This window comes from Methanohalophilus sp. DAL1, from assembly GCF_001683555.1.
Taxonomy (GTDB): Archaea; Halobacteriota; Methanosarcinia; order Methanosarcinales; family Methanosarcinaceae; genus Methanohalophilus; species Methanohalophilus euhalobius.
Genome location: NZ_MAFX01000057.1, coordinates 1 through 24037, shown reverse-complemented (window position 1 = coordinate 24037; position 24037 = coordinate 1). Strand labels below are relative to the sequence as shown.

The window sequence follows — 24037 nt, the reverse complement described above, 5'->3', positions numbered from 1 at the left end:
ATGTGAACCAGAACGTTTCCCGCACGCAGGTAAATCTTGCCAAAATCGCCAATTCACCGGAGGTGCTGGAGAAGGCCAACGAGTTGTCCAGAGAACTGAATGAACTATACGAGGAGGACAAGGACTGATCTTCTTGCAGGAGGTGGCTTTCTGAGGGCAATTATCCATACAACCGTGGATAAAAATACTCTTTCGGTAATCCACAGGGTGATGAAGGAGAGGAAGTGCAAGAAAAGTGCGGCAGTTGATCATATTGTTGGAGAGTATGAGAGACGTAAACGGAAAGGTCGGATCGATGAGGTTGCGGAGAGGGTTATTGAGAAACTTGCGGATAGGGGAGGGACGAGGGTATGAGTTTTGTCGGACAGCCTGTTTAGTTATGGAGTTATGTCAGACAAGAGCATTAGACATCTGTATTCTATTTGCACAATTAATATATTATATCAGGGTTTTGTTTAACAAGACCTGGGCAAACAACGACTACAAAAAGAACAATCCATCTCTCCTCCAAAATATACGACTCTTCAGATGTAGGTTCTGGTTCCATTATTCTTGAAAACACAACCTACGGCTATCCCGAACAGTGCATCCTGGTGAAGATCAGGGCTGAACTACTATTTTGTCCGAAAATTCGATTTGACCGATAATTCACATCGCTGACCAAAAAATAATTCAAAATGATATTTTCATATCATCAGTATCAATTTTATGAAACAGGATAAATTAAGATTCAAGTTTCGAAAAAAGATATGTAACAACCCAGCGTGGTAACTGATTTTCAGTTTTTATCAAAATTGTTCCATCAACATCTTTTTCTGCAATTAAGACAGCTGAACCTTCAGTTGAATTGTCGAATACATATGCTCTTCTGCATAGCTTTGATGCGTCATATAAAAAGTTATTTGATTTTATATATCGATCTATTATTTTTTGATCAGGAACACTATGCTCTCCTTTCTCAGCACGTTCTTTCACTCGATCTTGATTAATTGTAATATCTGATGTACTTACAAAATAAAGGTATAGGCTCCAACCTTTTTGCTTAGCTCGTTCCATGAATTCAAGTTTAGATTCATGTGAAAATACTGTTTCAAATGAAAATAAATTGATATCTGACTCAACTAGCTGATCTCTAATGAAATCTGCTACCAGTGAACCAACATATGGATTGTTTAGATCATTGATAAGACAATTGTTTCCAAATTTGATATCTTCAATATCAATATTACTTTTTGGGAATAGGGTTGATTTTAAAAGATGGTCTTTGAATTCGGATATATTTGTTTGTATCCCAAATTTTCCAAAATCAATAGTGTCTGTGATATTAAGTTTGTCAGGATCAACATGCAATTGTTTATTTAGTAACCAGGGCTTACCTTCAGTAAATTGTTTGACCAGGGTAGATTTGCCTGATCCATTTGGACCCGCGATTATTCGAATCCGTTTCATATCTTATAAACACGTTTTTTTGGGGTTACAAATGCATTTTCAAGTGTTTTTAGTACTTCAATCCTACCATCCGGATGTTTCCTGACAATAGCATTACCCTGTTGGAATGTAATAGACCTGCCATTTTCGAGAGCATCCTTTGCTGCACGGGTTGTTGCCTTCCGTGCCATTTCTTCAAGGCGTTTAGATTGTTCATCCCGTGGCAAATCCGCGAAGTCTTTACATGTTGGTGCACCGATTTGTCCATCAAAGATAGAATGAACAGTTGGTAGTTTGCTTGTGTTTGACATGTAATTTCCTCATTGCTTTGGTATACTCAAATATGTCGTTAGGCTATAAATAAATTGGTTTTTATTGCAATTTGTCCGAAATCAGATTTTTCCATGGCGGATTGCACTCAGGAGGGACATGAGCTGCATCGAGTCTCTACCAGGATGCCCTTTTGATGTAATATGGGGTTCAAATTCCCCATGGGAATCTGCATATCCCCCGCCAGAGATATATCTCAATTCATTACGGTTCCATGTCCACCTGTTCTCCAGAAGGTGACACCCGAGACTGTCCTCAATCTCCGCCAGAGCGAACGAGAGTACCACCCGGACTCCCTGAAGGATATTCTCAACAGCCTTTTCTTCCCGCATACCACCAGGCGGGATACAGTCTACATATCCATCAGAGGGATGGGCATCTCGTGGGATCAGAAACCGTGTCACACTCCCCATCTTTGTATGGCTTTTATCAGAGAGAGCCGCATAGATCTCGTTTCGGTCTTTGATGGTGATTCTCTCCGTATTCCCGAGGTTCTTTCTGATCTCGAATGGTCGTTCCAGCTGGATCAGTTGTTTTTGTGTGGCATCGTTTCCTACACCAAAAGCCCAGAAGAGCCCCATCTCACGGTTTCTTGTGAGGATAATTCCAATCCACTCGCTTTCCAGTCCCATCCTCAGACAGTTAAATGACGGGGTGTTCAGCCCCTTCTCAGCCAATATGGTTCCTGCGAGGAACTGATTATAGGCGTTCACAAAGAGACATCGTATGATCTTCGGGTTGAACTCCGTGGTTTCAATGAATTTTTGATATTTAAGAAGACATTCATTCGTTGTTGTTGATGTCAAGTATCATCTCTCCTTCCCATAGAAAATAATTGGATAATCGGGATAATTTTAACAATCTTCTCACAAGCATCTCCACACCCAAATGCATCCGTCTTCACAGCAGCGCCTTCAAATTCCCTGATCTGCTTGAAAATCTCCCCATACTCCGCTCCCACCAGCACATTCCAGCCGGCTTCCACGGTCTCCACCCACTCGGTATTCTCCCGCAGGGTAATGCAGGGCACACCCAGCATGCAGGCCTCCTTCTGCAACCCTCCGGAGTCGGTCAGCACCTTCTTTGCATTACCCGTGAGTTTGAGCATGTCCAGATAGCCCACGGGTTCTGTGAGCACCAGATTTGCACTGGCTTTTTCCCACAGGCCGTACTGCTTCATGTATTTGGCCGTCCTGGGATGTACCGGAAACACTATTTTTTCTCCGCAGTCCACAAAAGCATTATAATATACTAAGGATGCATATTTTAATTCAAACGTTTTATGTCCAATAACACCTCTTCCGAATACATCTTATACTATAAAAAAATATTATAAGCAGCATTCATCATTGTTGTGAGGCTCAAATAGTGGCGGAGAAACAGATACAAAAGATACTGATAACAGGCGGTGCAGGTTTTATCGGCAGCCATCTGGTAGACAGTCTAGTCTCTGAAGGCTATGAAGTCACAGTGATTGACAATTTAAGTTCAGGTAACAAGGAATACATAGGACCCCATCTCGACAAACCAAATTTCACATTTCTGGAAGCAGACCTGCTTGACGAACCCGCTATCAATGAAGCCTGCAGTGAAATTGATCTGATATATCATGTGGCTGCCAACCCCGATGTCCGGCTGGGTGCGGAAAATACAAAGGTACACTTCGACCAGAACATTCTTACTACCTATAATCTGCTGGAGGCCATGCGTAAGAATAATGTAGAGAATATTGCTTTCACCTCTACATCCACGGTGTACGGGGAGGCAAAAGTTATTCCCACGCCCGAAGATTATGGGCCACTTGTCCCAATTTCCCTTTACGGAGCATCCAAACTTGCAAGTGAGGCGCTGATCACATCATACTGCCATACGTTTGATATGAACTGCTGGCTATTTCGTTTTGCCAATATCATTGGAAGCCGTAGTAATCACGGTATAATCTTTGATTTTATCAGAAAACTAAAAGACAATCCAGAAATACTGGAGATCCTTGGAGACGGTAAACAATCCAAATCCTATCTCCATGTTAGGCAATGTGTAGAAGCCATTCTTTTCGTGGTGGAATATGCAAAAGGTGTAGATTCTGAAAACGTGAACATCTTCAATATTGGTTCAGAGGATACCATCAGTGCCACTGAGATAGGTGAGGCCGTGGTAAAAGAAATGGGCCTGGCAGATGTTACATTCAATTATACCGGAGGCTCCCGCGGCTGGAAAGGCGATGTACCGAAAATGCGCCTTGCTGTGGAGAAACTTAAGAATCTGGGCTGGAAGCCCGAAATAGATTCTGGGAAAAGTGTCAGGCAAACTGTGCGAGAATTACTTTGAATGCTTAGTTCCGATACATAATTCCAATATTTATGTGTATAACATTTGCAAATGATTCTTATTATATAACAAAATATAGGGAACTATTTCCCTAATTCCCACTCAATAATTTTGGTGAAACAACATGAAGTCCATCATTCTTGCAGGAGGCTGCGGCACCCGTCTATGGCCGCTCAGCAGAGAGCATTATCCGAAACAGTTCCTGAAAATCGGGGAACATTCTCTCTTCCAGCAAACTTTCCTGCGCTGCTGTGAAGTATCTGATGTATCGGAAATATTCGTGGTTACCAATGCGGAACAGAAATTCTATGTCATCGGCCAGATACAGGAATTGGGTTACGATTTTCCCAGAGAGAATGTACTCATCGAGCCTGAAGGCAAAAACACCTTACCTGCAATCTGTTTCGGGATGAAAGAGATTCGAAACCTGTTCGGGCCGTCCAATGTAGGCATTTTCTCTTCTGATCATGTACTGGATTCCGGGGCCATGCAAACGATCTCAGATGCCGAATCCCTGGCAGATGATGGCTATCTTCTAACTTTTGGTATTCAACCCACATCCCCGAATACCGGTTATGGGTACATTAAACCCGCTGAAAGTCTCAGTATCGGCATGAGAGTTTCCGAATTCAGGGAGAAACCCGATGAAGAAACGGCTTGCAAATACATTGAGGAAGGCTGTCTATGGAACAGCGGGATGTTCCTGTTCAATACGGAAACCTTCTTCAGTGAACTGGCAATGGCTACACCTGAAATCTATGAGTCATTTGAACAAAACGAGGATATAAACCAGGTTTATACAGAGATTCCTTCCATATCTGTGGATTACGGTACCATGGAAAAATCGCAGAAAGTGGCCGTAGTCCCCCTGCAATACAAATGGAGTGACCTGGGTAATTTTGCTGCGCTTTACGATGAACTGGATAAAGATTCTGATGACAATGTGGTGTATGACTGCGAACTTCTGCCTCTGGATTCACAGAAGAATCTGGTACATTCCAGAACAGGCAAACTTGTCTCCCTTATCGATGTAAATGATATGGTAGTCGTGGATACTCCGGATGCTTTGCTGATAAGCCCTAAAGAGAGCAGCCAGAAGGTCAAGCAGATTGTGAATCAGCTTAAAGAAAAAGATGATCCACGTGCCAAAATCGGACAGACGGTGTATCGCCCCTGGGGTTCCTATACAGTCCTCGAATCTTCCGATAACCACGTGATCAAAAAAATAATGGTTATGCCAGAGCAGAAACTCAGTCTCCAGTTGCATTACCACAGGAGTGAACACTGGGTGGTTGTAACAGGTATGGCAGAGGTTCACGTCAATGGCGACGATTATTTTGTCAGACCCGGGGAAAGTACCTTTATCCGTGCAGGGGAGAGGCACAGGTTGGGTAACCCGAGCAGGATTCCACTGGAAATCATTGAGGTGCAGCTGGGGGAATATGTGGCAGAGGATGATATTGTCAGATTTGATGATGTGTATGGTAGGTAAATTAATAAATCTCTATTTTGTAGATATATAATATGGTTTCATGTAATAATATAATTCTTTCATCTTCCAAAATATATGGTTCTTCCACGATTGGTGAAAATTCCATCGTTCTTGAAAACACTATTCTCGGCTATCCCGAACACAGCATCCTGATGGAAATCCTGGACAATGACCGCCGAATAGAGGATGCTGATTTTACAGGCTGCAGTATTGGTCCTGAATCCATAATCAGACCGGGAACCACCATCTTCAGCAATGTTTCCACGGGTAGTAAATTCAAGACGGGTCATAACGTGATAATCCGGGAAAATACCACTATCGGGGATAATGTGCTGATTGGTACCAATGTTATTATCGATGGCAATGTAACGATAGGTAATAATGTGAGTATCCAGGGTAATGTTTACATTCCCACGGATGTTGTGATCGAGGATAATGTCTTTATCGGGCCATGTGCAGTGCTTGCCAATGATAAGTATCCCATACGCAAACAATTTGAGAATAAGGGTCCTGTGCTGCGAAAAGGAGCATCCATAGGTGCCAATGCCACCCTGATGCCGGCAGTGGAAGTTGGAGAAGGGGCAATGGTCGCAGGGGGTGCGCTTGTCACAAAGGACGTTCCTCCCTGGAAACTTGCCATGGGTGCACCGGCTACAATTACAGATTTGTCCGATGATTTGAAAACTTTAAATAATATTTGAATTGTCTAATACAACAGTACCTGTAAACTCACTCATGAAGGCATGATATTCTAATGATCCCCATAGCAAAACCCCTGATTGGAGAGGCAGAAGTTGACGCTGTCTCTTCTGTATTACGGTCCGGAATGATCGCGCAAGGCCCCAAAGTAGTGGAATTTGAAGAGGCGTTTGCCAGATATACAGGGGTGGAGCATGCCATTGCTGTGAATTCAGGGACTGCCGCCCTGCATGTATCCTTATTGGCTAATGGTATTGGTCAGGGGGATGAGGTGATAACATCTTCTTTTTCTTTCATTGCAACCGGTAACTCCATCCTTGCCACAGGTGCAACACCTGTTTTTGCGGATATCCGGCCGGATACGTTCAATATAGACCCTGATTCGATCCTGGAAAAGATCACTCCTAAAACAAAAGCCATCATGCCGGTTCATCTGTATGGGCAATCTGCTGACATGCAGGCAATTATGGAAATTGCAGAAGATCATGATCTTGCAGTTATCGAGGACGCATGCCAGGCACATGGGGCTGGTTTTAATGGGAAAAGGGTAGGTTCTTTTGGTACAGGGGCTTTCAGTTTCTATCCCACCAAGAATATGACTACCAGTGAAGGTGGTATGATCACCACCGATGACGTGCAGGTGGCAGAGAAGGCACGAATGATCAGGGCGCATGGCTCAAAACAGCGTTATATGCATGAACTTTTGGGGTATAATTACCGGATGACCGATATTGCCGCAGCCATCGGCCTGGTTCAACTTGACAGAATTGATGAATTCAATTCCGCCCGTCAAAAGAATGCGTCTGTGCTTACAGATGGTTTGCAAGATCTCGACTATATCACTACCCCTGTTGTAAGGCAAGGGTGTGAACATGTCTATCATCAGTATACTGTCAGGACGGAGAATCGGGACACTCTGGCAGACTACCTGAAGGATAATGGCGTGGGTTGCGGTATCTACTATCCAATCCCCATTCATCAGCAGCCCCTGTACAGGAACTTAAGTTATACGGATAATCTGCCGGAAACTGAAAAGGCTGCTGAAGAAGTACTGTCCCTGCCGGTGCATCCGGCAGTGGAAAAGGCAGATATTGAACACATAATTACAACTATTAGAAACTGGGAATGATTCGATGTTACGAGTAGGTGTTGTGGGTACAGGTGCCATGGGGCAGAACCATGTGCGTATCTACCATGAGATGGAGGGTGTGGAACTTGCCGGGATTGCGGATGTGGATGAGCAACGAGTGAATTCTCTTGCAAAACAGTATAATACTGCAGGATTTACCGATTATAAGGAATTATTTGCTCAGGATCTGGATGCCGTGAGTATCGTTGTGCCCACCAAGTTACACCGTCAGGTGGTATTTGAGGCACTGGAAGCGGGGCTGGATGTGCTTGTGGAAAAACCCATTGCGGATACCATTGAGAATGCCAATGCCATGATCGCAAAGGCAAAGGAAGTAAATAAGAATCTCATGGTGGGTCATATCGAGCGATTCAATCCGGCAGTAATGCGGCTGAAGGAAATAATTGAATCGGGTATCCTGGGCAAGATCGTATCAATATCCACACGCAGAGTGGGTCCCTATAATCCGCGTATCAGGGATGTGGGTGTTATCCTGGATATCGGGGTGCATGATATCGATATAATTTGCCATCTTTATGATAGGAATGTCAATCAGGTGCATGCGGTGGCAGGGGCAAATATCCATCCTTTCGAGGACCATGCCAGTGTACATTTGCGCCTGGATCATGATCTGACAGGGCTGGTGGAGGTCAACTGGCTGACTCCCCACAAGGTACGTAAATTGACCGTGGTGGGACTGGAAGGTGTGGCCTATCTGGATTATATCGACCAGACCGTGGAGATCCATGATAAAGGCTGGATTAGGTATGCGAAAGTGGAAAAGGCCGAACCCCTGAAAAACGAATTGAGTCATTTCATTCATTGCGTGGCAAACGGAGAACCTGCTCATCCCTGCGGAGAGGAAGGCAGGCATGCGCTGGAAGTGTGCCTGGGTGCCATCCGTTCTTATACTGAGGAGAAATTGGTGCAGATCGAATACTGAAATTTTAATGGAGATTCATCATGACCGACAAATTACAATCATTACTTGAAGAACGTGGGCCGATCAAAAAAATAGGAGTTATCGGGATGGGTTACGTGGGTATTCCCGCAGCAGCCCTGTTTGCCGATTCCCCGAAGTTCGATAAAGTGCTGGGCTTCCAGCGCAATTCTGCCACTTCCGGTTACAAGATCGATATGCTCAACCGCGGGGAAAGCCCGCTGAAAGGTGAGGAACCGGGCCTGGAGGATTTATTGGAGAAGGTAGTTGAAAAAGATAAATTCGAATGCACTCCCGATTTTTCCCGGATCACTGAGATGGATGCTGTAACCCTGGCCATACAGACCCCGTTCAAGGACCCGAAGGATCTGCTGCCGGATTTCTCGGCACTTGAGGCCGGGATTCGCCATGTAGGCCAGTATCTGCAACCCGGTATGCTGGTGGTACTTGAATCCACCATCACTCCCGGAACCACTACAGGGATGGCCAGAGAAATTCTGGAAGAGGAATCCGGCCTGAAGGCGGGTGAGAATTTCGCCCTGGCCCATGCACCGGAGCGTGTCATGGTGGGCCGTCTGTTGCAGAATATTCAGGAGCATGATCGTATCGTGGGCGGCATCGATGATGTCAGTACCCGGAGGGCTGTGGACCTGTACGAGCCGGTGCTCACAAAGGGTCGTGTTATCCCGATGTCCGCCACTGCAGCCGAGGTCACCAAGACGTCCGAGAATACGTTCCGGGACCTGCAGATCGCCGCAGTCAACCAGCTGGCCCTGTACTGTGAAGCCATGGGAATCAATGTTTATGATGTCCGGGAAGGGGTGGCGAGTCTCAAAGGCGAAGGCATCACCCGGGCCATCCTGTACCCGGGAGCCGGTGTGGGCGGCCACTGCCTGACCAAGGATACCTATCATCTGGAACGCGGCCTGCAGATAGCCAAACAGGCAGACTTGGATTTCCCTGAAGAACCGTCTCTCTACGTCACAGCCCGCCATATCAATGATTTCATGCCAGAGCATATGTACAATCTGACTGTGGAGGCCCTGGAGCGTATCAATAAAGATATCGCAGATGCCAAAGTGGCGATCCTGGGCTGGGCATTCCTCAATGATTCGGATGATGCCAGGAACACTCCGGCTGAGCCCTACCGCGACCTATTGATCGATGCAGGCGCAGAGGTCAAAGTACACGATCCGCATGTGCTGCAGTATCCGGACGTGGAGATCTCCCAGGATATGGAGGAAGTGCTGGACGGTGTGGATGCAGTGGTGGTCTTTGCAGGGCACAGGCAGTATTATTCTCTTAAGCCCCAGAGGTTGCAGGAGTTGTCCGGACAGACTCATCCTGTTATTGTGGATGGCAGGAATGTGGTGGAGCCGGATGCTTTTATTGATGCAGGGTTTGTGTATAAGGGGATTGGTAGGGGAGATAAGAACGGGCATGAGATGATCTGATTAAATTTGTGATACCACTGTATCAAAATGTGGCCATTACATCCGGGCCACAAACCTATTTTTATTAAGTATTATTTTTTCTTTTTCATTGAATCCGGTACCATTGGCAATATTTCCAGTAAGGATTGCAGTTGTGAATCTGTTTTCAAAATGTACAGGTAATAGGTAATACAAAGAGATGCCGCCACTCCTGTAATCAAATAAAGATTATCACTAAATAACCTTAGTACAACAAGTAAAAGTGCAGCCGGGACGAACAACTTAAAACTGGAGAATATTATTTTGGCGGCAGTGGAGTTCTTGACATCCGCATAATGCAGCATCTTCAGGCAAAGGTATCCATACATAAAAATCCCGGATATTGCAAATAATCCTAAAGCCACATATACATCCCCTAAATATCCACCTATCAGAAGGGAGAGTGCTCTTGTTATTAAGTTGAAGGTATTGAACTTTAATCCGAATTCCTGTTTTTCAAAAACCACATAAAGGGTGCTTAAGGGAGATGAGATAAACCATATGAATCCCCAGATACTCAGAATCTGAACATAGATTCCCGCTTCCACCCATTCCATACCCAGAATTACACCGAATATTGCATCTCCTGAAAGAGTAAGAATGAGAATTGGAAACAGTCCGATTAATACCAATATTCTGAATACGTTTTCGACAAGTACATTCAGAGTACCTTCATTTTTAGATTCCGTGGCTCTCTGGTAAAATACCTGGGAGATGGAACTGCCAATGAAACTCATGGGCATCTGCAGCAAGCGAAATCCAAGTGAATAAAAACCTACAATAGCAGAATTGAAAAAGGCTGAAAGCAACAGGACGGGCAATTGCCAGGACAGGGAATTAAGCAGGGTTGACCAGGTGTCTATGAGTGGGAATTTTTTATATCGCCTGATTCCGGCACCAATACTTCTAAAATTCACCTGCCTGACATATACTCCTTTTTTGAAAGCCGAATGGACAAGGGTTATAACGGAAAAAATTTTGCCTACCAGGGATCCGATAATCAGGGAAATGCCACTTACGTAACCGATTCCGCCTGCCCCTACCTGTGTGCCTGCCTTTGAGAGGGATGCAGATATCCTTGCATGGGCCATATTTTTAAATTTCTTATTGCGGGAATTCCAGAAATTCAAGGACAGAAACATGCCCTGCAGAAAAATGAACAGAGGGATGAGATATACATAGTTTCCCAGTTCCTGTGCATTGAATAATTGCAGAATGGGATTTTTGAATAGAAGGAATATAATTGCCGTTATGGTTGAGAAAAGAAGTGCCACTATAATGCTCAATATCAACTGGGTATCTGCCTCTTCTTTTGAATCAGGCAGCATGATACTCATTTCATATCTGAGACATGCAATTGACCCCAGTATCCCGCTCAAAGATACAAATAGTGCAAGAATACCAAAATCAGAAGGAGAATAAATACGACTAAGTATAGGTGAAACCGCAATAGCCACAATCTGGGCAATTCCAGTACCGCCCACAAGGGTCAGGACATCTGATGCAAATCTTTTCTCATTGGTATTTTTGGAAGGCATTATATCGCCAATTATAGCAAACTATTTTCAGGCTGCCTTTTAAAAGGAGAGGGTCTAAATAAGGATATCGATACCGATGGGTTTAGATTTGAGATCCAATATTTCACAGAACCTTGCAATGGCATTAATGTCTCCGAAAATATCTGCTTATGTGAAGTTGACTTGAATATTTGCAATACTCCGCTTCCATCAGTATGTTCCAGCCTTTCTCTACCTTATTATATGATTACTTGCATTTATATGGTAGACATTGTTTAATATGCAAATAAAATTATATCAATATTGGAGAGTGAAAGTTAAATGAATATTCAAGTAAAAAAGGAACATTATTTTAATGGATATGATAATAAAAAACGATGGTTGTCATATTGGTATCAAATAAATGAAGTTCTAAACCTCAACCCTAATAACGTATTAGAAATAGGAAAAGGGAATGGTACAGTATCAAACTATTTGAAGGCAAGGAATATCAACGTGACAACTGTCGATTTTGACAAATCACTTAATCCTGATTATGTATGTGACGTTAAGAGATTAACATCTATGTTCGATGAACATTCTTTTGATGTTGTTTTATGTAGTGAGGTTTTAGAACACATTCCATTTGAACATTTTGAACATTGCTTGGATCAAATTAAACAGGTGTCAAGTAAGAATGTTGTTATTTCTTTACCTGACTCAAGAACAAAGTGTTTGTACTTTAAGTTGCCCTTATTGCAAACTAAACACATATTTTTCCCTCACCCAATTAAAAAAGAACACGATTTTGATGGAGAACATTACTGGGAAATAAACAAACGTGGTTTTGAGGTAGAAAAAGTAGAAAGAGCAATTAAAAAACACTTTAGTATTATTAATTGTTATAATGTTGTAGAAATGCCATACCATAGATTTTATGTTTTGTCAAGAGTAACATAACAGGCTATATGTTTCTACTGTATTCAGTTGATTACGTGTGAAAGAAGTAAAAAAACGTAGAATTGTTTTAACTTTTTTGCTTTAAAGATTGTCGGAAATTCCACATTGTATGATAAACTAACCAATTATAATTTAATTGTTAAAACGACGCCATCAGCATTTTCTTAAATCATGTTATTGCTTATGGTTTTACTTTTATTCATGACTACTTTACTCTGAAACTATTGTAATTTTTCCATGTTGGTAGACTTTTCCGATAGTCTCTACTGGATATTTTGTTAAATTTCCATTCTAAAGATCGATTAACTATACTCATATTCTATCTTCCACATTAATTATCTAAAAATGCATCAAGATGAGTGAGTGTTTGAGTAATCTCAATAAGAACTGCATCTCTTTCAAATCATTTTATAGAAAATCTATTTCCCATTATCTCACAGATACTTCCACATAATACAGATGCCGCCTGTTCGGACAGGACATATACAGTTCGGTTTTCAATCTCTGCACTATATATCACAGCAGTACCTAAAGGTCGCCCTCCTGATTCGTGGCGGGCGGCTGCCTGGTGGCTGGAGCGCAGCTGTCCTGCAGAGTTTGGTAAAAGAGGGGTGGAGGTTAATATGGCCCAGCACAATTCCCATATGCAGGTAAATCTTGAAAAGATTGCAAATTCCCCGAAGATTCTGGAGAAGGCCAATGCACTGTCCAGAGAACTGAATAAGTTATGTGAAGACGCCGACGAGGATTGACCATGAGGCCGATACTACATACAACCATGAGTCCGCGTACGGTAAATTATCCACAGGGTCATGGAGGAGCGGAAATGCAATAAAAGTGCGGCGGTTGATCATATTGTGGCGGAGTATGAGAGACGTAGGAAAGATGTTCAGGTCGATAAGGTTGCTGAGAGGGTGATCGAGAGGCTTGGGGTAGGGAAGCGTTGGAGGTCGTGACCTTTCTATTTCTATAATTGGGCCGGCCTGTTTTCCGGATTAACCGGGGTCATTGCGTGTGCAATAACTCGCAGATTCTTTCACTGGCATTTTGTGGAGTTGCTTTCAAACTCTACAATTGCACAAAATAGATGTCATCAATTCATTAGATGTGCGATTAAATCATGTATCAACATATTCTATATTTATCAAGTCTTTTACAGTGTAAGGCAAACTATAGTTTATATTATTAGGACATGTCATACAACCATTGTCCAAATAAGAGAATTAATAGTAACTCATTTTAATGATTATCTTCAACTTAATCTTATATGGCTTAATCGAAAGACTATAAATAATGCAAGTTCAATTAAAATCTTATAATATATAGAGGTAGCAATTTTGACAAAAAAACCTTTAGTTAGTGTAATAATTCCTAGTTATAAAAGAACTACTACTTTAGGTAGAGCTATAGAGAGTGTGTTAAATCAAACATATAAAAATATTGAAATTATAATAGTAGATGACAATGACGAATATAGTGAATATAGAGAAGAAACAAAAAAGTTTATGCAACCGTATATTGCAAATTATAATATTAAATATTTGAAGCATAAGACAAATAAAAATGGGGCTGCGGCAAGAAATACTGGTATAAAAAATGCGAATGGAGATTATATAGCTTTTCTGGATGATGATGATGAATTTGCACCTAACAAAATTGAATTACAAATTAGTAAAATATCGAAATTAGATGATAGATGGGGCGGCGTTTATACGGGGTATATTTGCAAAAACAAAAACAAGATTGTTATGGAAAGTGGACATTTGACTGAAGGTAATTTTAAAGAAGAATTATTGATGATGAAAGCGGGAATTGGTTCGGGGTCCACTTTATTATTCAAAAAAAAAGTACTCGATGAATTAAATGGTTTCAATGAAACATTTAAAAGACATCAGGATTGGGAATTATTAATTCGATTTTTTCGAAAATACAAAATGGGGGCAGTTGATAAGAAGTTGACAATAATACACAAAGATGACAGTAACAACCGTCCAAAAGCAAAAACTTTAGAAGAACTAAAATACAAGTATTTGTCTTGTTTTGAACAAGATATAATAACATATCCTACAAACATACAGCATGAAATATATAAATGCCATTTTTTAGAAGTTTCTAGAGCATATTTTAAAGAAAAAAAAATTCAAAGAGGATATGATTTTTATAAACGAGCTATAAGTAATTCAAATTCGTCTATTAGAGAAAAACTAATTGTTATTCTGTCCATTATCGATGGATTTGTTCCAATTAAAGATAAATTGAAATCAACAATTAATCAAATGCCCAACAATTATAAAAACAGATATATTTGAAAAGGTATTCATATAAATGGTTCTTTTATAATTCATAAGAGGATTTTTATAGAGACCATAATTTATTTTATTATAAAAAATCCACTAATTTCGCCATTTTCATATATCTTATTTTCTTTTATTAAATTCTTCAGTACTTCAGGCCCAAGTATTTCTTTCTTCACAATTCTGCGATCATAACCTTCTACTTTTGCGAAGGTTCTAATGGGGCGGTCTAACATATAATTTCTCCATAATAATATTTCATTAACTCTGCTACTCATCCTCTGTTTGTTTTGTAATGGAGATTGGTCAAGATTTAAACAGACACCCAAAACAGAAGACCCATATCTACTGTCACTAAAAAGATCATCAGAATATCGACTCATTGTTTCTGCACCCCTTATCTCTGGGGTATTGTAGGTGGTAGATATGGTCGAATCCTCCAGCCACAGAGGACTATCTCCGTTTGGAATAGTACTAGCAGACATGAAAAAAGCCATCATGCAGAGTATAGTGACAAAAAACAATTTTTTCAGAACAACTCGGTTTGTCAGACTTGAAATTTGGATGATTGCAAAAGCTGCAAACATGCTTACAAAGAAATACTCAAAAGCAAACCAGCGGCTTGGTATGATATTCCTCATTCCAAAAACAGGGAATGCAAAGGTTATTCCAAAGAGCACAATCATTACAAGGATGTAGGCAAATCTAATCTGGTCTCTGTGCTTATATGAAAGAGCAAATAATGAACCTATTATTGCAAAGAACAGATACAGCGATAAACCAAACGTATCAGCAAAACGTTCGAAGAAAGGAGGCAATGTTGAACTTACCACTTCTGAAGTTGCTTCCGGCCTATTCAGGAAATCTGCAGCTCCTGTTACGTAATAATGCAGGCCTGATACAATTTGGTCAAAGAAAGGTCTTCCTCCTTTTGAATACAATGCAATGAACCAGTGCTGGAGAAGGGCTACACCCGATATTAGGAACAATCCACCGTAGAGGCCCTTTCTGTTGTTTCCATACCGGTGGCTATAGATCATAGAACCAAACACCAGTGCAAAAATGGTGATTACAAAAATAAACGAAGAGACTGCATGAGTGATAATCAGTACAATAATCAGAAATATGGACATTGATATCCATTTGGGGTTGGATTTATCCTTGAAAACCTGGAATAACACATACATTAACAGGTAATACAATATTATTCCGTAGGATGTGGTCTGGGGAGCCGAACCCCAACTGATATGGAAATCACTGACATTTACAAGCAGCATCGCAAGCAATCCTATTTTTTCACCAAACAAATCTCTTCCGACCATATATACGAAGGATGATGCAATTACAAAGGGAATTATTATGGCAAAATTACTGGCATCTTTAATAGGTACTGCAGAGATCACTTCTGTTACTGCTGTTTGAACATGCATAATAGGAAAATACATCTCTTTTCCCATCAAGACTTCAATGTTTCCTGATTTGGCCAGTAAATCATTCATTTTGGCATGACCATAAGGGTCCACTCCTGGAATGTACCCGGCAAACATGTAGATGGAATACTTGATGTTGAAGGAGAGAAAAATTATTTTTCCATACTGTATGTAATAATCCAGTTTATTATCACTCATGTAAATTGAGAGAGCCAATACTCCTGCACATAGTGAGAATATCAGAAAATAACTGAAAGGCCGGTCTATGGAAGTGTTCCATATTAACAATGAGAGGCTGAATAGGAACAGGTACGCAATATCTAATATCCGTTTTTCATTGATGTTGGCCTTGTAACCTGGGATATCATCATCTATCGATTTTTTAATAATTATATATAATGCACAGCCCAGAGAAAGTGCCAGGCCAATACCAATAAGATGAATGGTAGGACTCAGGGAATACAGGAAAATAATAAATACGCCCAATATCAATCCGGCAGTTGCCAGAATAAAATCAATACTTTTCTCAAATTTCGGCTTAAACATTAAACACGCCCGAATTATTCCTTTCAATCATACCTTATCATAAATATCCTGTATCTGCTCAGCAATATTATCCCATTGGTACTGTTTGGCATAATTTATAATATTTCCTTCATCCCAATCTTTATCCAGAGCAATTTCAATCTTCTCCGCCAGACCCTGCGAGTCATATGGTTCAACCAGCAGCCCGTAATCATCAGAAGTTATAATCTCCGGAACACCACCAACTTTGGTTCCAACGAATGGTTTACCACATCCCAGACATTCAAATAGAACCGTGGGGTTTCCTTCATTCAAACTGGGCAGCACAAAAACATCACAGACATTCATCCAAAGGGGGATTTCAGAATGTGGCTTGGCCCCTGCAAGTTTAACATAATCTGCCAAATTGCTGTCATCAATTTGTTTTTGCAGCTTATTTTCCAGAGCACCTCCGCCCACAATGTAGCAGATGACATCTTTTCGTTTTTTCACCACTTCCTTCATGGCTTCAATGAGGTATTTGTGGCCTTTAATCTCAACCAGATTGCCTACAGTTACTATTATTTTTTTATCATGGGATAAACCGAGTTTGTCCCTGCACTGGATAGCATCTGCTGGATGAAACATATCCGGTCTATATCCGTTTGGAAGAACAGTAACCGGTGTTTTTACATCCAGTCTTTTGATACATTCCAGATTACTCTTACTTACTGTGATTATATGATCTGCAGCGTTAAGGACATATTCGATTTTAGATCTCCATTCTTCATCTTTGAACGGTAATGAATAGATATCATATCCATGAGCCGTAATTATGAAAGGTACATTGTATTTTTCTTTCAGTTTTGCACCTGCATAACCTGCAGACCATGTAAAGTGAGAATGAATTATGTCAAAGTTGATGTTGTGCTTTTTGATCGCTTTTTCAACAGCTCTGAAGTGTTTGTCTCCAAGTTTTTTGTATTGTGAATCTAGAGGTGCATAGAGTATGGGTGTTGTCAATACATTCACATTCATAGGCATATCTGATAAATCCACAAGAGACTTTTTTTTTAGTAAATAATAATAGTTAGTCCTTATAAGTGCGTTAATTTCACTAACGTATTGTGAAATACATTCAAACTGATCTTTAACAAAGGTTAAGTAGTGATGTGAAACAACCAGTATCTTCTTGTTGTGTGTCAATAAAACAACCTCATAAGATGTAATGGAACTTTATGAATCTTTTTGAGTTTTATATCTTTTATAAGATAAGATTCTACTTTCTGCTTTTTAGAAGAATATGTGCATGAGAACTCTTTGTGTTTACCATATAGATCATCAAAGACCATAACAGAATTTCCAATCTCTGAATAAATATGAGCATCACTTCCGGAGACACATGGCTTTTTTAAATTTTTAGCAAGATTTAAAGCTCTATTATTGGCTTCAGCATGGTTGCGAGAATTGAAAGTTTCTATTATATCTATATGTTTAGAAATGTCTTCAATATTTTTATGCCCTCTGTAAGGATGGGGAAAAATACTAATCCCTCCCTGATCTTTTATTTCTTCTAAAACTTCCATGCAATTTCGACCCTTGAGTTTCTCATTCAAATTTAAGCCAATAATATCCCCATAATTGGTTTTCCTCTCTTCTCCAATTAAAACTTCAATTCCAAACTCTTTTTCGTATTTTTTTGCAGCTAATGATCCCTTTATCGTATCATGGTCGGTTATTGAGATTACGTCAAAACCCAATTTCCTACACAATTTTAAAATTTGATAAGGTTTCATTAAAGAATCATATGAGTATTTAGAATGGATGTGCAAATCACCTCTCAAAATTTTCACCTTTATCTATGTTTATATTATTAATAACTCCAACTTTGCCATGAGGAAATTTTCTTTTGTTGCTAAAAAAGATGAGTGGAGCATACAACAATGAACGCATGATTTGTATTATAAAAGGCAAAGGATCATTCCAATAATAATTTGTTTTTGTATTATTATCCGTGGAAAAAAAATCTTTCAAACTATTTAGAGAAATGTCGGAAATTAAAACTTTAAACTCATCTGGAAACAGCCATTTGTATTTTATGTACTTATATTCTGCATTAGATTTTTCAATATTGTGAAGTGCTAAATCAATAATTACTTCAGGTATATTCACTCCTGCTTCGATAGTTAAATCCAACGAACCCCATAATTTTGGGTTTATCTCTATTAATTTATAGTCATCATTTTTAATATCATATTTAAACTCCACCATAATTGGACCGTTCCATTTCAAAGCATCACACAGTTTTTTGCCATAGTTATATAATTTTTCATCATAATATGACTCTGCTACTGCACTAGCACCTCCAGTGATGGGGAACTCTTTTATTCTTCTATGTAAGAAATGTGTAATCAACTTTCCATTCTTATAGACCCCATAAAATCCGCAACCAAATCCTGTTACATATTCTTGAGATATAATATTGGTTTTACTAATAGATTTTAGATACGTGTAATGCTTATAAAGTTCTATTTTATTATTACAATAATATACAAAACTTCCCGCACCATCTGATGATTTAATTACAACAGGAAATTTATTAATTGATTCTAGATCTGATTCCTCATAAAGAACACAAGTTTCTGGAATGGGTATTTCATGTTCATTAGCAAATGCCATAGTTTTGTCTTTATTAGATGCTATTTGCATAACATTCCACTCAGGAACAAGAAGATGTGTTAACTTTTTAAACTTATCTTTATGCTTGGTAACAGCTAAATAACTTGTCAGTCCAACAGGAATTAACATATCATAATTGTCATTCTTTAATATTCCAATGAGTTCCTCTGCATAATCATCAATATTTTGTGATTTACTTTTTAATGTGTGAACCTTATTGCAATATCTTGAGTAAAAAGATAATGTAAAGACCTTAGAATAATTGCTCGTAACATCAATTTTATAGTTAGATTTACCAAGGGCTCTTAGTATTGCGAGTGTGTTTTTATTCGGACCATCAGTAACTAAGACTTTTACTTTCATTATTCCACCACTCAAAAATCTCTTCACCACTTGTCATCCATGCATCTTTTTCATAGCAACATTTCAATATTTTTTCATATAGTTTTTTCCAATCATCCCTAAATGGGCAGTTAAATACATTATTGTGCCATAATAAAGTTATTACTCCATTATATCTCTCAACAGTGTCAATAATATCTTTACTATATTGCCATGCTGTTTCAAAGGTTTTTGAACAAGAAAACATCGCTCCATCCATTATAACCAAAGGAATTTCTAATATGTTACACTCTTCATTTGTATTCAAATTGTAAGGCTTAAAAGGATGACACATTCCATTCCTGAATCCTGGCTTATCACTATAACCCAAAGTGGTGTCATACTTAAATCCTGCTTTTGACAATAGTTCCCAGGTATCCGGCACCTTAAATCTAAGATAGTGATTCCTGTATCCTATCACTTTTTTGCCTAACGTCTTTTCTAATCTTTCTTTTTCTTTTATGATCGTCTCAAGGCTATTATATGCATAATAACCTCCATGTAAACCGACTTCAAATCCATTATCAATAATTTCAGATAATTCGGTTTCTATATCTTCAATATTATATCTAAATCTTACAGGATCTTTTTCAGTTGTAATAAAATAAAATGAGGATTTGGCATCATACTTTTGCTCTAATTCCATTATTTCTCTAAAATTAAGGTAAGGTGAATCTTGCATACCTTTCTTTTTCCATAGAACCTGCTTTTTGAACCGGTCTGCATCCAAAAATTTCATGCAAAATAATGATGAAAGTAAAGTATGTTTTGCTGGAGGAAGAATATCATCAATATCGTGAGTTAAACAAACTGCAAATTTCTTCCCGTCAGGATATTCAGGACTCATACCCTTTTCAATCAAATACTTTGAAACAACTGGGTCTAAAATACTTTGATACTCACTTTGTTTATAAGGAAACCTATCATGGTTATCAAGTTCAGATGCTGAATATTCTTCTTTTCGAGTAAAAATATTCCAATATTCTAGATTGTCTATCTGGTTCATATTTTTCATTTATGAGTTTTATATGTTATTTTGATCACTCGAATAACTTTCTATAAATTCCACCATCTTCCTCAACTGCATCTCCTGGGAGTCCTTCTGCCGGGAATTACTCTGCCATTGGTTTGCAAGCAGCCGCTTGTAGGTGGGATAGAAATTGCGGTCTCCCAGTTGGTGGGCGAGGATGAAGAGGGGTTTGTGGAGCATTAGAGGTCACCTGTATTGATTATTTCAACAATCCTTCCACTCGCATCCCCCAATCCATACCTATCTTCATGCATTTCTAAAGATGGTTTGAACCCATTCACCATTTCTACAATTTTTAATTTATCTGCACCAACCAGAACATTCCATCCATCCTCAATAGTCTCCACCCATTCCGTGTTGTCTCTTAACGTAACGCATGGAACTTTCAACACATAGGCTTCCTTCTGAACTCCGCCGGAATCGGTGAGAATCATCCGGGCATTGTTCATCAGCTTTATAAAATCAAAGAAACCCAGAGGCTGGGTGAGAACTACGGAGTCTTTCAGTCTATCGTATAATCCGTATTGTTTCAGGAATTTCTCGGTACGCGGGTGAAGAGGAAATACAACTTTTTCATCGATTTCAGAGAGGGCATTCACTATATTTGTAAGATTGGCTTTGTTATCGGTATTTGATGCACGATGAATTGTAGCAACCAGATATTGTCCGGATTCAAGGTTCAAATCTTCAAGGATGCGAGATTCCTTTTCTGCTATTTCTTTATTGAATATGAGGGAATCAACCATAACATCGCCTGTAAGATAGACATTTTTTGTGATCCCTTCTTTTTTCAGATTTTCCACAGCATTAGGGGTGGGGCAGAACAAAATGTCAGAACAGTGGTCTGCCAAAATCCGGTTGATTTCCTCGGGCATTGTCCGGTCAAAGCTCCTGAGCCCGGCTTCCACATGTGCGGTCTTTATATGTAATTTTGATGCTGCCAGGGCTCCTGCGAGTGTGGAATTCGTGTCACCGTATGTGAGAACAAGATCGGGTTTTTCTTTAAGCAGAACTTCTTCTATCCTGGTAAGCATTTCTCCGGTCTGCTTACCATGAGAACCAGAACCAATGTTTAGATGATATTCAGGCTCAGGCAGTCCCAATTGATCGAAAAATATCTTGTTCATCTGGTAATCATAGTGCTGTCCGGTATGAATGAGTATTTCTTCATGATGTTGCCTTAACTTTTGGGAAACGACAGATGCCTTCACAAACTGTGGTCGGACGCCTAAGATGCTTGCTATTTTCATTCAGAGCACCTTGATAATTTGTGGATATCCAGACACTCACTACGATAATCAATATACGAATTTTGCATCTCCTTCCCATGATATTTGAAATGATTTTCGGATAACCACATTAAAAATTCAGTGAAATCAATTTTGTCAAACAACATTTTTTTATTTCTTTCTCTATACTCCTTCTTTAAATCAGGATTGCCTAATATGTTGCAACATTTGCTTATTGCTATATCTGAATTACTAAAATTATGAATAAGGTTGTATTTTTTCTCTAATTCTATAAAATTTAACATTTCATTACCTGAATCTACCCAATTATTACAACGGATTGCTGGTGTTCCTAAAACCGCAGCTTCGGTTGTCATTGTTTGTGAATCAGTCACTAACAAATCTGCAAAATATAATGCGTCGTGAATTCTTTCTGGTGGAAACTTCATCTCATATTGTTTTAATTCTTCGGGGAGTTCCCCCTCACAACTGATAATTACGTTAGCGTATTTTTTTATAGCGTTTACCAACCGAATTTTATCTTTGTCATTAAATCCAGATTTATTTGTATCATGAAATGCTTTAAATGATACAAACCGAACGATTGCATATCTGTCTGTTTCTTTAAGATTCATGAGATTATAGATATTTGAATTTGGATCAAATCTATTTGGATGCAAATATGCTAGTTCTTTAAAAGTAGGAACTTTGATTTGTTTTTTCCCCAAATCATGGGTAAAAGAGGTGGGAGTAATTATAGTATCTGCCCATGGATGAGTTAAAATTTTATCATAATTCAGAAAATTATCTGTAAACACAATGGATTTTGCACTAGTGACTCTTGAAACATGGGCAGAGATTGTACTTGCAATACCCATTACGATATCAGGATTATATTTTTTAACAAATTTTAGCATCTGAAAATCTCGTTTTACAATTTCAAACATCAATCTATATCCGGTTGTTCTCTTACAGGTGAAATGATATTTGAAACCATAATTATCAAGTAATTTTAGTGTTACTTCCTTATCTCCTGCTGTAATGATCACTTCGTGACCTCTTTTTTCCATCTCCCATATGAAATTTTTAAAAAAATGAACGTGTGCCGGATGGGCAATGTCTACAATAATTCTCATTCAGGGTCACCTTCAATGTCTAATTCCTTAACAACCTTCGCAGGTACACCTACAGCAACACTATTCTTAGGTACATCCTTATTTACTACAGCACCTGTGCCTATAACTGAATTATCTCCGATTTCAACTCCCTGTATCACGATGCAACCGGGTGCCATCCAGACTCCTTTTCCAATTTTCACAGGTGCCTCGCTGCGAGGATATTTGTCACGAAGAATAGGTGAATCAATTACTATATTTTTCATGATTATGATTCCTTATCTTGTTCTTCCTTGCCTATTTTTTTGATAACTCTTGCAGGATAGCCCATAGCAAGGCTATTTGGTGGAATATCTCTGCTAACTACAGACCCTACACCTATTATGGAATCATTACCTATTGTTACACCTTGAATAATTATACAGCCTGGAGTGATGGATACACCTGATCCGATTTCAATAGGTTCCATTTTTCGTGGATATGCATGCCTGGTGGTCAAAGTGCCCCTTGAATGAGCAGAAATTATGCATTTATCTCCAATTTCGGAATAATCCCCCACAGTGATCAATTCTGGATGAATTCTATCAAATACAACATCATATCCTACATAGACATTATTGCCTATGTTAACTCCTCTCATTTTATGCTATTTTGCTCTCCATGAAGGAATAGGACAACTATTAGCTAATCTTTCTAAAAACCAATTTTTTAAAAATTTAAGGCCAAAGGATAACTTATTGCCACCATAATGCTCTACAACTTCATTATAGGTTTCTTTATCCCGGTTTGATATCATGCTTTCTCCGAATAATTTTAAATCGATTGGTTTCCATCAACACCAATTACTTGCCCACTGACATAATTTCCCATGTCAGAAGATAAAAAGATTATTACATTTGCCACATCTTCTGGTTTGCCCAATCTTTCAAGCGAAATATTTGATTTAAGATTTTCAAGAATTTCGTCATCATAAATCTTTAACATGTCAGTTTCAATAGACCCTGGAGCAACCGCATTTACTTTTATATTATAACTTCCAAGTTCTTTTGCAAGGGATTTGGTAAATCCAACGATAAACGCCTTGCTTCCGGAATATATTGA

Annotated in this window: 27 protein-coding genes; 11 read left to right on the top strand and 16 right to left on the bottom strand. The window is 39.3% G+C overall.

Features of this window, described 5'->3' with window-relative positions; genetic code table 11:
• The first annotated feature begins 2 nt into the window (after positions 1–2).
• Positions 3–128 carry a hypothetical protein gene (locus A9957_RS10040; protein WP_258082633.1) on the top strand — a complete coding sequence of 42 codons (126 nt, stop codon included), beginning with the start codon at positions 3–5 and terminating at the stop codon, positions 126–128.
• Positions 100–354, top strand: a complete 255-nt coding sequence (locus A9957_RS10035) for a hypothetical protein (RefSeq protein ID WP_128754707.1) — start codon at positions 100–102, stop codon at positions 352–354. The genes A9957_RS10040 and A9957_RS10035 overlap by 29 nt, the downstream gene beginning before the upstream one ends.
• Before the next feature lie 369 nt (positions 355–723).
• On the opposite strand, the gene A9957_RS10030 is transcribed toward A9957_RS10035, so the two are convergent.
• The 4 genes from A9957_RS10030 to A9957_RS10015 form a co-directional block, all read right to left on the bottom strand.
• On the bottom strand, positions 724–1449 hold the full coding sequence (locus A9957_RS10030) for a hypothetical protein (protein WP_096712813.1): 726 nt from the start codon (positions 1447–1449) through the stop codon (positions 724–726).
• The gene (locus A9957_RS10025) at positions 1446–1739 is read right to left on the bottom strand and encodes a hypothetical protein (protein WP_096712814.1); all 294 of its coding nucleotides are present in this window, start codon (positions 1737–1739) and stop codon (positions 1446–1448) included. Before A9957_RS10025 ends, A9957_RS10030 begins: the two co-directional genes overlap by 4 nt.
• Before the next feature lie 81 nt (positions 1740–1820).
• Positions 1821–2564 carry a hypothetical protein gene (locus A9957_RS10020; RefSeq protein WP_128754709.1) on the bottom strand — a complete coding sequence of 248 codons (744 nt, stop codon included), beginning with the start codon at positions 2562–2564 and terminating at the stop codon, positions 1821–1823.
• Positions 2561–2992, bottom strand: a complete 432-nt coding sequence (locus A9957_RS10015; RefSeq protein ID WP_292344113.1) for a UDP-N-acetylglucosamine 2-epimerase — start codon at positions 2990–2992, stop codon at positions 2561–2563. Before A9957_RS10015 ends, A9957_RS10020 begins: the two co-directional genes overlap by 4 nt.
• A 134-nt stretch (positions 2993–3126) precedes the next feature.
• Between A9957_RS10015 and A9957_RS10010 the strand changes: the two genes are divergently transcribed.
• The 6 genes from A9957_RS10010 to A9957_RS09985 all read left to right on the top strand — a co-directional run bounded on the left by A9957_RS10010 (position 3127) and on the right by A9957_RS09985 (position 9800).
• Positions 3127–4086 (top strand): NAD-dependent epimerase/dehydratase family protein, encoded by a 960-nt coding sequence (locus A9957_RS10010; RefSeq protein WP_128754710.1) that lies wholly within the window; start codon positions 3127–3129, stop codon positions 4084–4086.
• A gap of 124 nt (positions 4087–4210) precedes the next feature.
• Positions 4211–5578 carry a mannose-1-phosphate guanylyltransferase/mannose-6-phosphate isomerase gene (locus A9957_RS10005; protein WP_292344112.1) on the top strand — a complete coding sequence of 456 codons (1368 nt, stop codon included), beginning with the start codon at positions 4211–4213 and terminating at the stop codon, positions 5576–5578.
• A gap of 32 nt (positions 5579–5610) precedes the next feature.
• Positions 5611–6279, top strand: coding sequence for an acyltransferase (locus tag A9957_RS10000; protein ID WP_292344110.1), 669 nt, complete (start codon positions 5611–5613; stop codon positions 6277–6279).
• 53 nt (positions 6280–6332) lie between these two features.
• A complete protein-coding gene (locus A9957_RS09995; protein ID WP_292344109.1) occupies positions 6333–7406 on the top strand; it encodes a DegT/DnrJ/EryC1/StrS aminotransferase family protein in 1074 nt (357 codons plus the stop codon).
• A 4-nt stretch (positions 7407–7410) separates the two neighbouring features.
• The gene (locus A9957_RS09990) at positions 7411–8349 is read left to right on the top strand and encodes a UDP-N-acetylglucosamine 3-dehydrogenase (RefSeq protein WP_292344108.1); all 939 of its coding nucleotides are present in this window, start codon (positions 7411–7413) and stop codon (positions 8347–8349) included.
• A 20-nt stretch (positions 8350–8369) separates the two neighbouring features.
• A complete protein-coding gene (locus A9957_RS09985; RefSeq protein ID WP_292344106.1) occupies positions 8370–9800 on the top strand; it encodes a nucleotide sugar dehydrogenase in 1431 nt (476 codons plus the stop codon).
• A 71-nt stretch (positions 9801–9871) separates the two neighbouring features.
• Here the strand turns inward: A9957_RS09985 and A9957_RS09980 are convergent, their stop codons facing one another.
• A complete protein-coding gene (locus tag A9957_RS09980) occupies positions 9872–11356 on the bottom strand; it encodes an oligosaccharide flippase family protein (RefSeq protein WP_292344105.1) in 1485 nt (494 codons plus the stop codon).
• A gap of 300 nt (positions 11357–11656) precedes the next feature.
• On the opposite strand from A9957_RS09980, the gene A9957_RS09975 reads away from it, so the two are divergent.
• The 3 genes from A9957_RS09975 (at position 11657) to A9957_RS09965 (ending at position 14583) form a co-directional block, all read left to right on the top strand.
• Positions 11657–12274 carry a bifunctional 2-polyprenyl-6-hydroxyphenol methylase/3-demethylubiquinol 3-O-methyltransferase UbiG gene (locus A9957_RS09975; RefSeq protein WP_292344104.1) on the top strand — a complete coding sequence of 206 codons (618 nt, stop codon included), beginning with the start codon at positions 11657–11659 and terminating at the stop codon, positions 12272–12274.
• Between the two features lie 623 nt (positions 12275–12897).
• Positions 12898–13026 carry a hypothetical protein gene (locus tag A9957_RS09970; protein WP_292344103.1) on the top strand — a complete coding sequence of 43 codons (129 nt, stop codon included), beginning with the start codon at positions 12898–12900 and terminating at the stop codon, positions 13024–13026.
• Positions 13027–13611: 585 nt separating this feature from the next.
• A complete protein-coding gene (locus tag A9957_RS09965) occupies positions 13612–14583 on the top strand; it encodes a glycosyltransferase family 2 protein (RefSeq protein WP_292344102.1) in 972 nt (323 codons plus the stop codon).
• Between the two features lie 62 nt (positions 14584–14645).
• On the opposite strand, the gene A9957_RS09960 is transcribed toward A9957_RS09965, so the two are convergent.
• The 11 genes from A9957_RS09960 to A9957_RS09910 form a co-directional block, all read right to left on the bottom strand.
• Positions 14646–16544, bottom strand: a complete 1899-nt coding sequence (locus A9957_RS09960) for a glycosyltransferase family 39 protein (RefSeq protein WP_292344101.1) — start codon at positions 16542–16544, stop codon at positions 14646–14648.
• 27 nt (positions 16545–16571) lie between these two features.
• Positions 16572–17561: a glycosyltransferase family 4 protein gene (locus tag A9957_RS09955; RefSeq protein WP_292344099.1), complete on the bottom strand. Its 990-nt coding sequence runs from the start codon at positions 17559–17561 to the stop codon at positions 16572–16574.
• A 143-nt stretch (positions 17562–17704) separates the two neighbouring features.
• A complete protein-coding gene (locus A9957_RS09950; RefSeq protein WP_292344097.1) occupies positions 17705–18346 on the bottom strand; it encodes a PHP domain-containing protein in 642 nt (213 codons plus the stop codon).
• Entirely contained in the window at positions 18336–19544 is a 1209-nt protein-coding gene (locus tag A9957_RS09945; protein ID WP_292344095.1) for an ATP-grasp domain-containing protein, read from the bottom strand. The genes A9957_RS09950 and A9957_RS09945 overlap by 11 nt, the downstream gene beginning before the upstream one ends.
• The gene (locus A9957_RS09940; RefSeq protein ID WP_367121914.1) at positions 19519–20568 is read right to left on the bottom strand and encodes a polysaccharide deacetylase family protein; all 1050 of its coding nucleotides are present in this window, start codon (positions 20566–20568) and stop codon (positions 19519–19521) included. Before A9957_RS09940 ends, A9957_RS09945 begins: the two co-directional genes overlap by 26 nt.
• Before the next feature lie 18 nt (positions 20569–20586).
• On the bottom strand, positions 20587–20772 hold the full coding sequence (locus A9957_RS09935; RefSeq protein ID WP_292344091.1) for a hypothetical protein: 186 nt from the start codon (positions 20770–20772) through the stop codon (positions 20587–20589).
• Positions 20772–21842, bottom strand: coding sequence for a non-hydrolyzing UDP-N-acetylglucosamine 2-epimerase (wecB, locus tag A9957_RS09930; protein WP_292344089.1), 1071 nt, complete (start codon positions 21840–21842; stop codon positions 20772–20774). Before wecB ends, A9957_RS09935 begins: the two co-directional genes overlap by 1 nt.
• Positions 21839–22957, bottom strand: coding sequence for a DUF354 domain-containing protein (locus tag A9957_RS09925; RefSeq protein WP_292344087.1), 1119 nt, complete (start codon positions 22955–22957; stop codon positions 21839–21841). The genes wecB and A9957_RS09925 overlap by 4 nt, the downstream gene beginning before the upstream one ends.
• The gene (locus tag A9957_RS09920; RefSeq protein WP_292344086.1) at positions 22954–23202 is read right to left on the bottom strand and encodes a hypothetical protein; all 249 of its coding nucleotides are present in this window, start codon (positions 23200–23202) and stop codon (positions 22954–22956) included. The genes A9957_RS09925 and A9957_RS09920 overlap by 4 nt, the downstream gene beginning before the upstream one ends.
• A 2-nt stretch (positions 23203–23204) precedes the next feature.
• On the bottom strand, positions 23205–23576 hold the full coding sequence (locus A9957_RS09915; RefSeq protein WP_292344083.1) for an acyltransferase: 372 nt from the start codon (positions 23574–23576) through the stop codon (positions 23205–23207).
• Positions 23577–23749: 173 nt separating this feature from the next.
• Positions 23750–24037, bottom strand: a 288-nt coding sequence (locus tag A9957_RS09910; protein ID WP_292344081.1) for an SDR family oxidoreductase, incomplete at its 5' end; no start/stop codon positions are given.

Bases quoted from the DNA above. Each gene is read 5' to 3' on its own strand.
- A9957_RS10035 (WP_128754707.1), top strand. From the start codon at position 100: ATGAACTATACGAGGAGGACAAGGACTGATCTTCTTGCAGGAGGTGGC.
- A9957_RS10030 (WP_096712813.1), bottom strand. From the start codon at position 1,449: ATGAAACGGATTCGAATAATCGCGGGTCCAAATGGATCAGGCAAATCT.
- A9957_RS10025 (WP_096712814.1), bottom strand. From the start codon at position 1,739: ATGTCAAACACAAGCAAACTACCAACTGTTCATTCTATCTTTGATGGA.
- A9957_RS10005 (WP_292344112.1), top strand. From the start codon at position 4,211: ATGAAGTCCATCATTCTTGCAGGAGGCTGCGGCACCCGTCTATGGCCG.
- A9957_RS10000 (WP_292344110.1), top strand. From the start codon at position 5,611: ATGGTTTCATGTAATAATATAATTCTTTCATCTTCCAAAATATATGGT.
- A9957_RS09995 (WP_292344109.1), top strand. From the start codon at position 6,333: ATGATCCCCATAGCAAAACCCCTGATTGGAGAGGCAGAAGTTGACGCT.
- A9957_RS09990 (WP_292344108.1), top strand. From the start codon at position 7,411: ATGTTACGAGTAGGTGTTGTGGGTACAGGTGCCATGGGGCAGAACCAT.
- A9957_RS09985 (WP_292344106.1), top strand. From the start codon at position 8,370: ATGACCGACAAATTACAATCATTACTTGAAGAACGTGGGCCGATCAAA.
- A9957_RS09980 (WP_292344105.1), bottom strand. From the start codon at position 11,356: ATGCCTTCCAAAAATACCAATGAGAAAAGATTTGCATCAGATGTCCTG.
- A9957_RS09975 (WP_292344104.1), top strand. From the start codon at position 11,657: ATGAATATTCAAGTAAAAAAGGAACATTATTTTAATGGATATGATAAT.
- A9957_RS09970 (WP_292344103.1), top strand. From the start codon at position 12,898: ATGGCCCAGCACAATTCCCATATGCAGGTAAATCTTGAAAAGATTGCA.
- A9957_RS09960 (WP_292344101.1), bottom strand. From the start codon at position 16,544: ATGTTTAAGCCGAAATTTGAGAAAAGTATTGATTTTATTCTGGCAACT.
- A9957_RS09945 (WP_292344095.1), bottom strand. From the start codon at position 19,544: ATGAAAGTAAAAGTCTTAGTTACTGATGGTCCGAATAAAAACACACTC.
- A9957_RS09940 (WP_367121914.1), bottom strand. From the start codon at position 20,568: ATGAACCAGATAGACAATCTAGAATATTGGAATATTTTTACTCGAAAA.
- A9957_RS09935 (WP_292344091.1), bottom strand. From the start codon at position 20,772: ATGCTCCACAAACCCCTCTTCATCCTCGCCCACCAACTGGGAGACCGC.
- wecB (WP_292344089.1), bottom strand. From the start codon at position 21,842: ATGAAAATAGCAAGCATCTTAGGCGTCCGACCACAGTTTGTGAAGGCA.
- A9957_RS09925 (WP_292344087.1), bottom strand. From the start codon at position 22,957: ATGAGAATTATTGTAGACATTGCCCATCCGGCACACGTTCATTTTTTT.
- A9957_RS09920 (WP_292344086.1), bottom strand. From the start codon at position 23,202: ATGAAAAATATAGTAATTGATTCACCTATTCTTCGTGACAAATATCCT.
- A9957_RS09915 (WP_292344083.1), bottom strand. From the start codon at position 23,576: ATGAGAGGAGTTAACATAGGCAATAATGTCTATGTAGGATATGATGTT.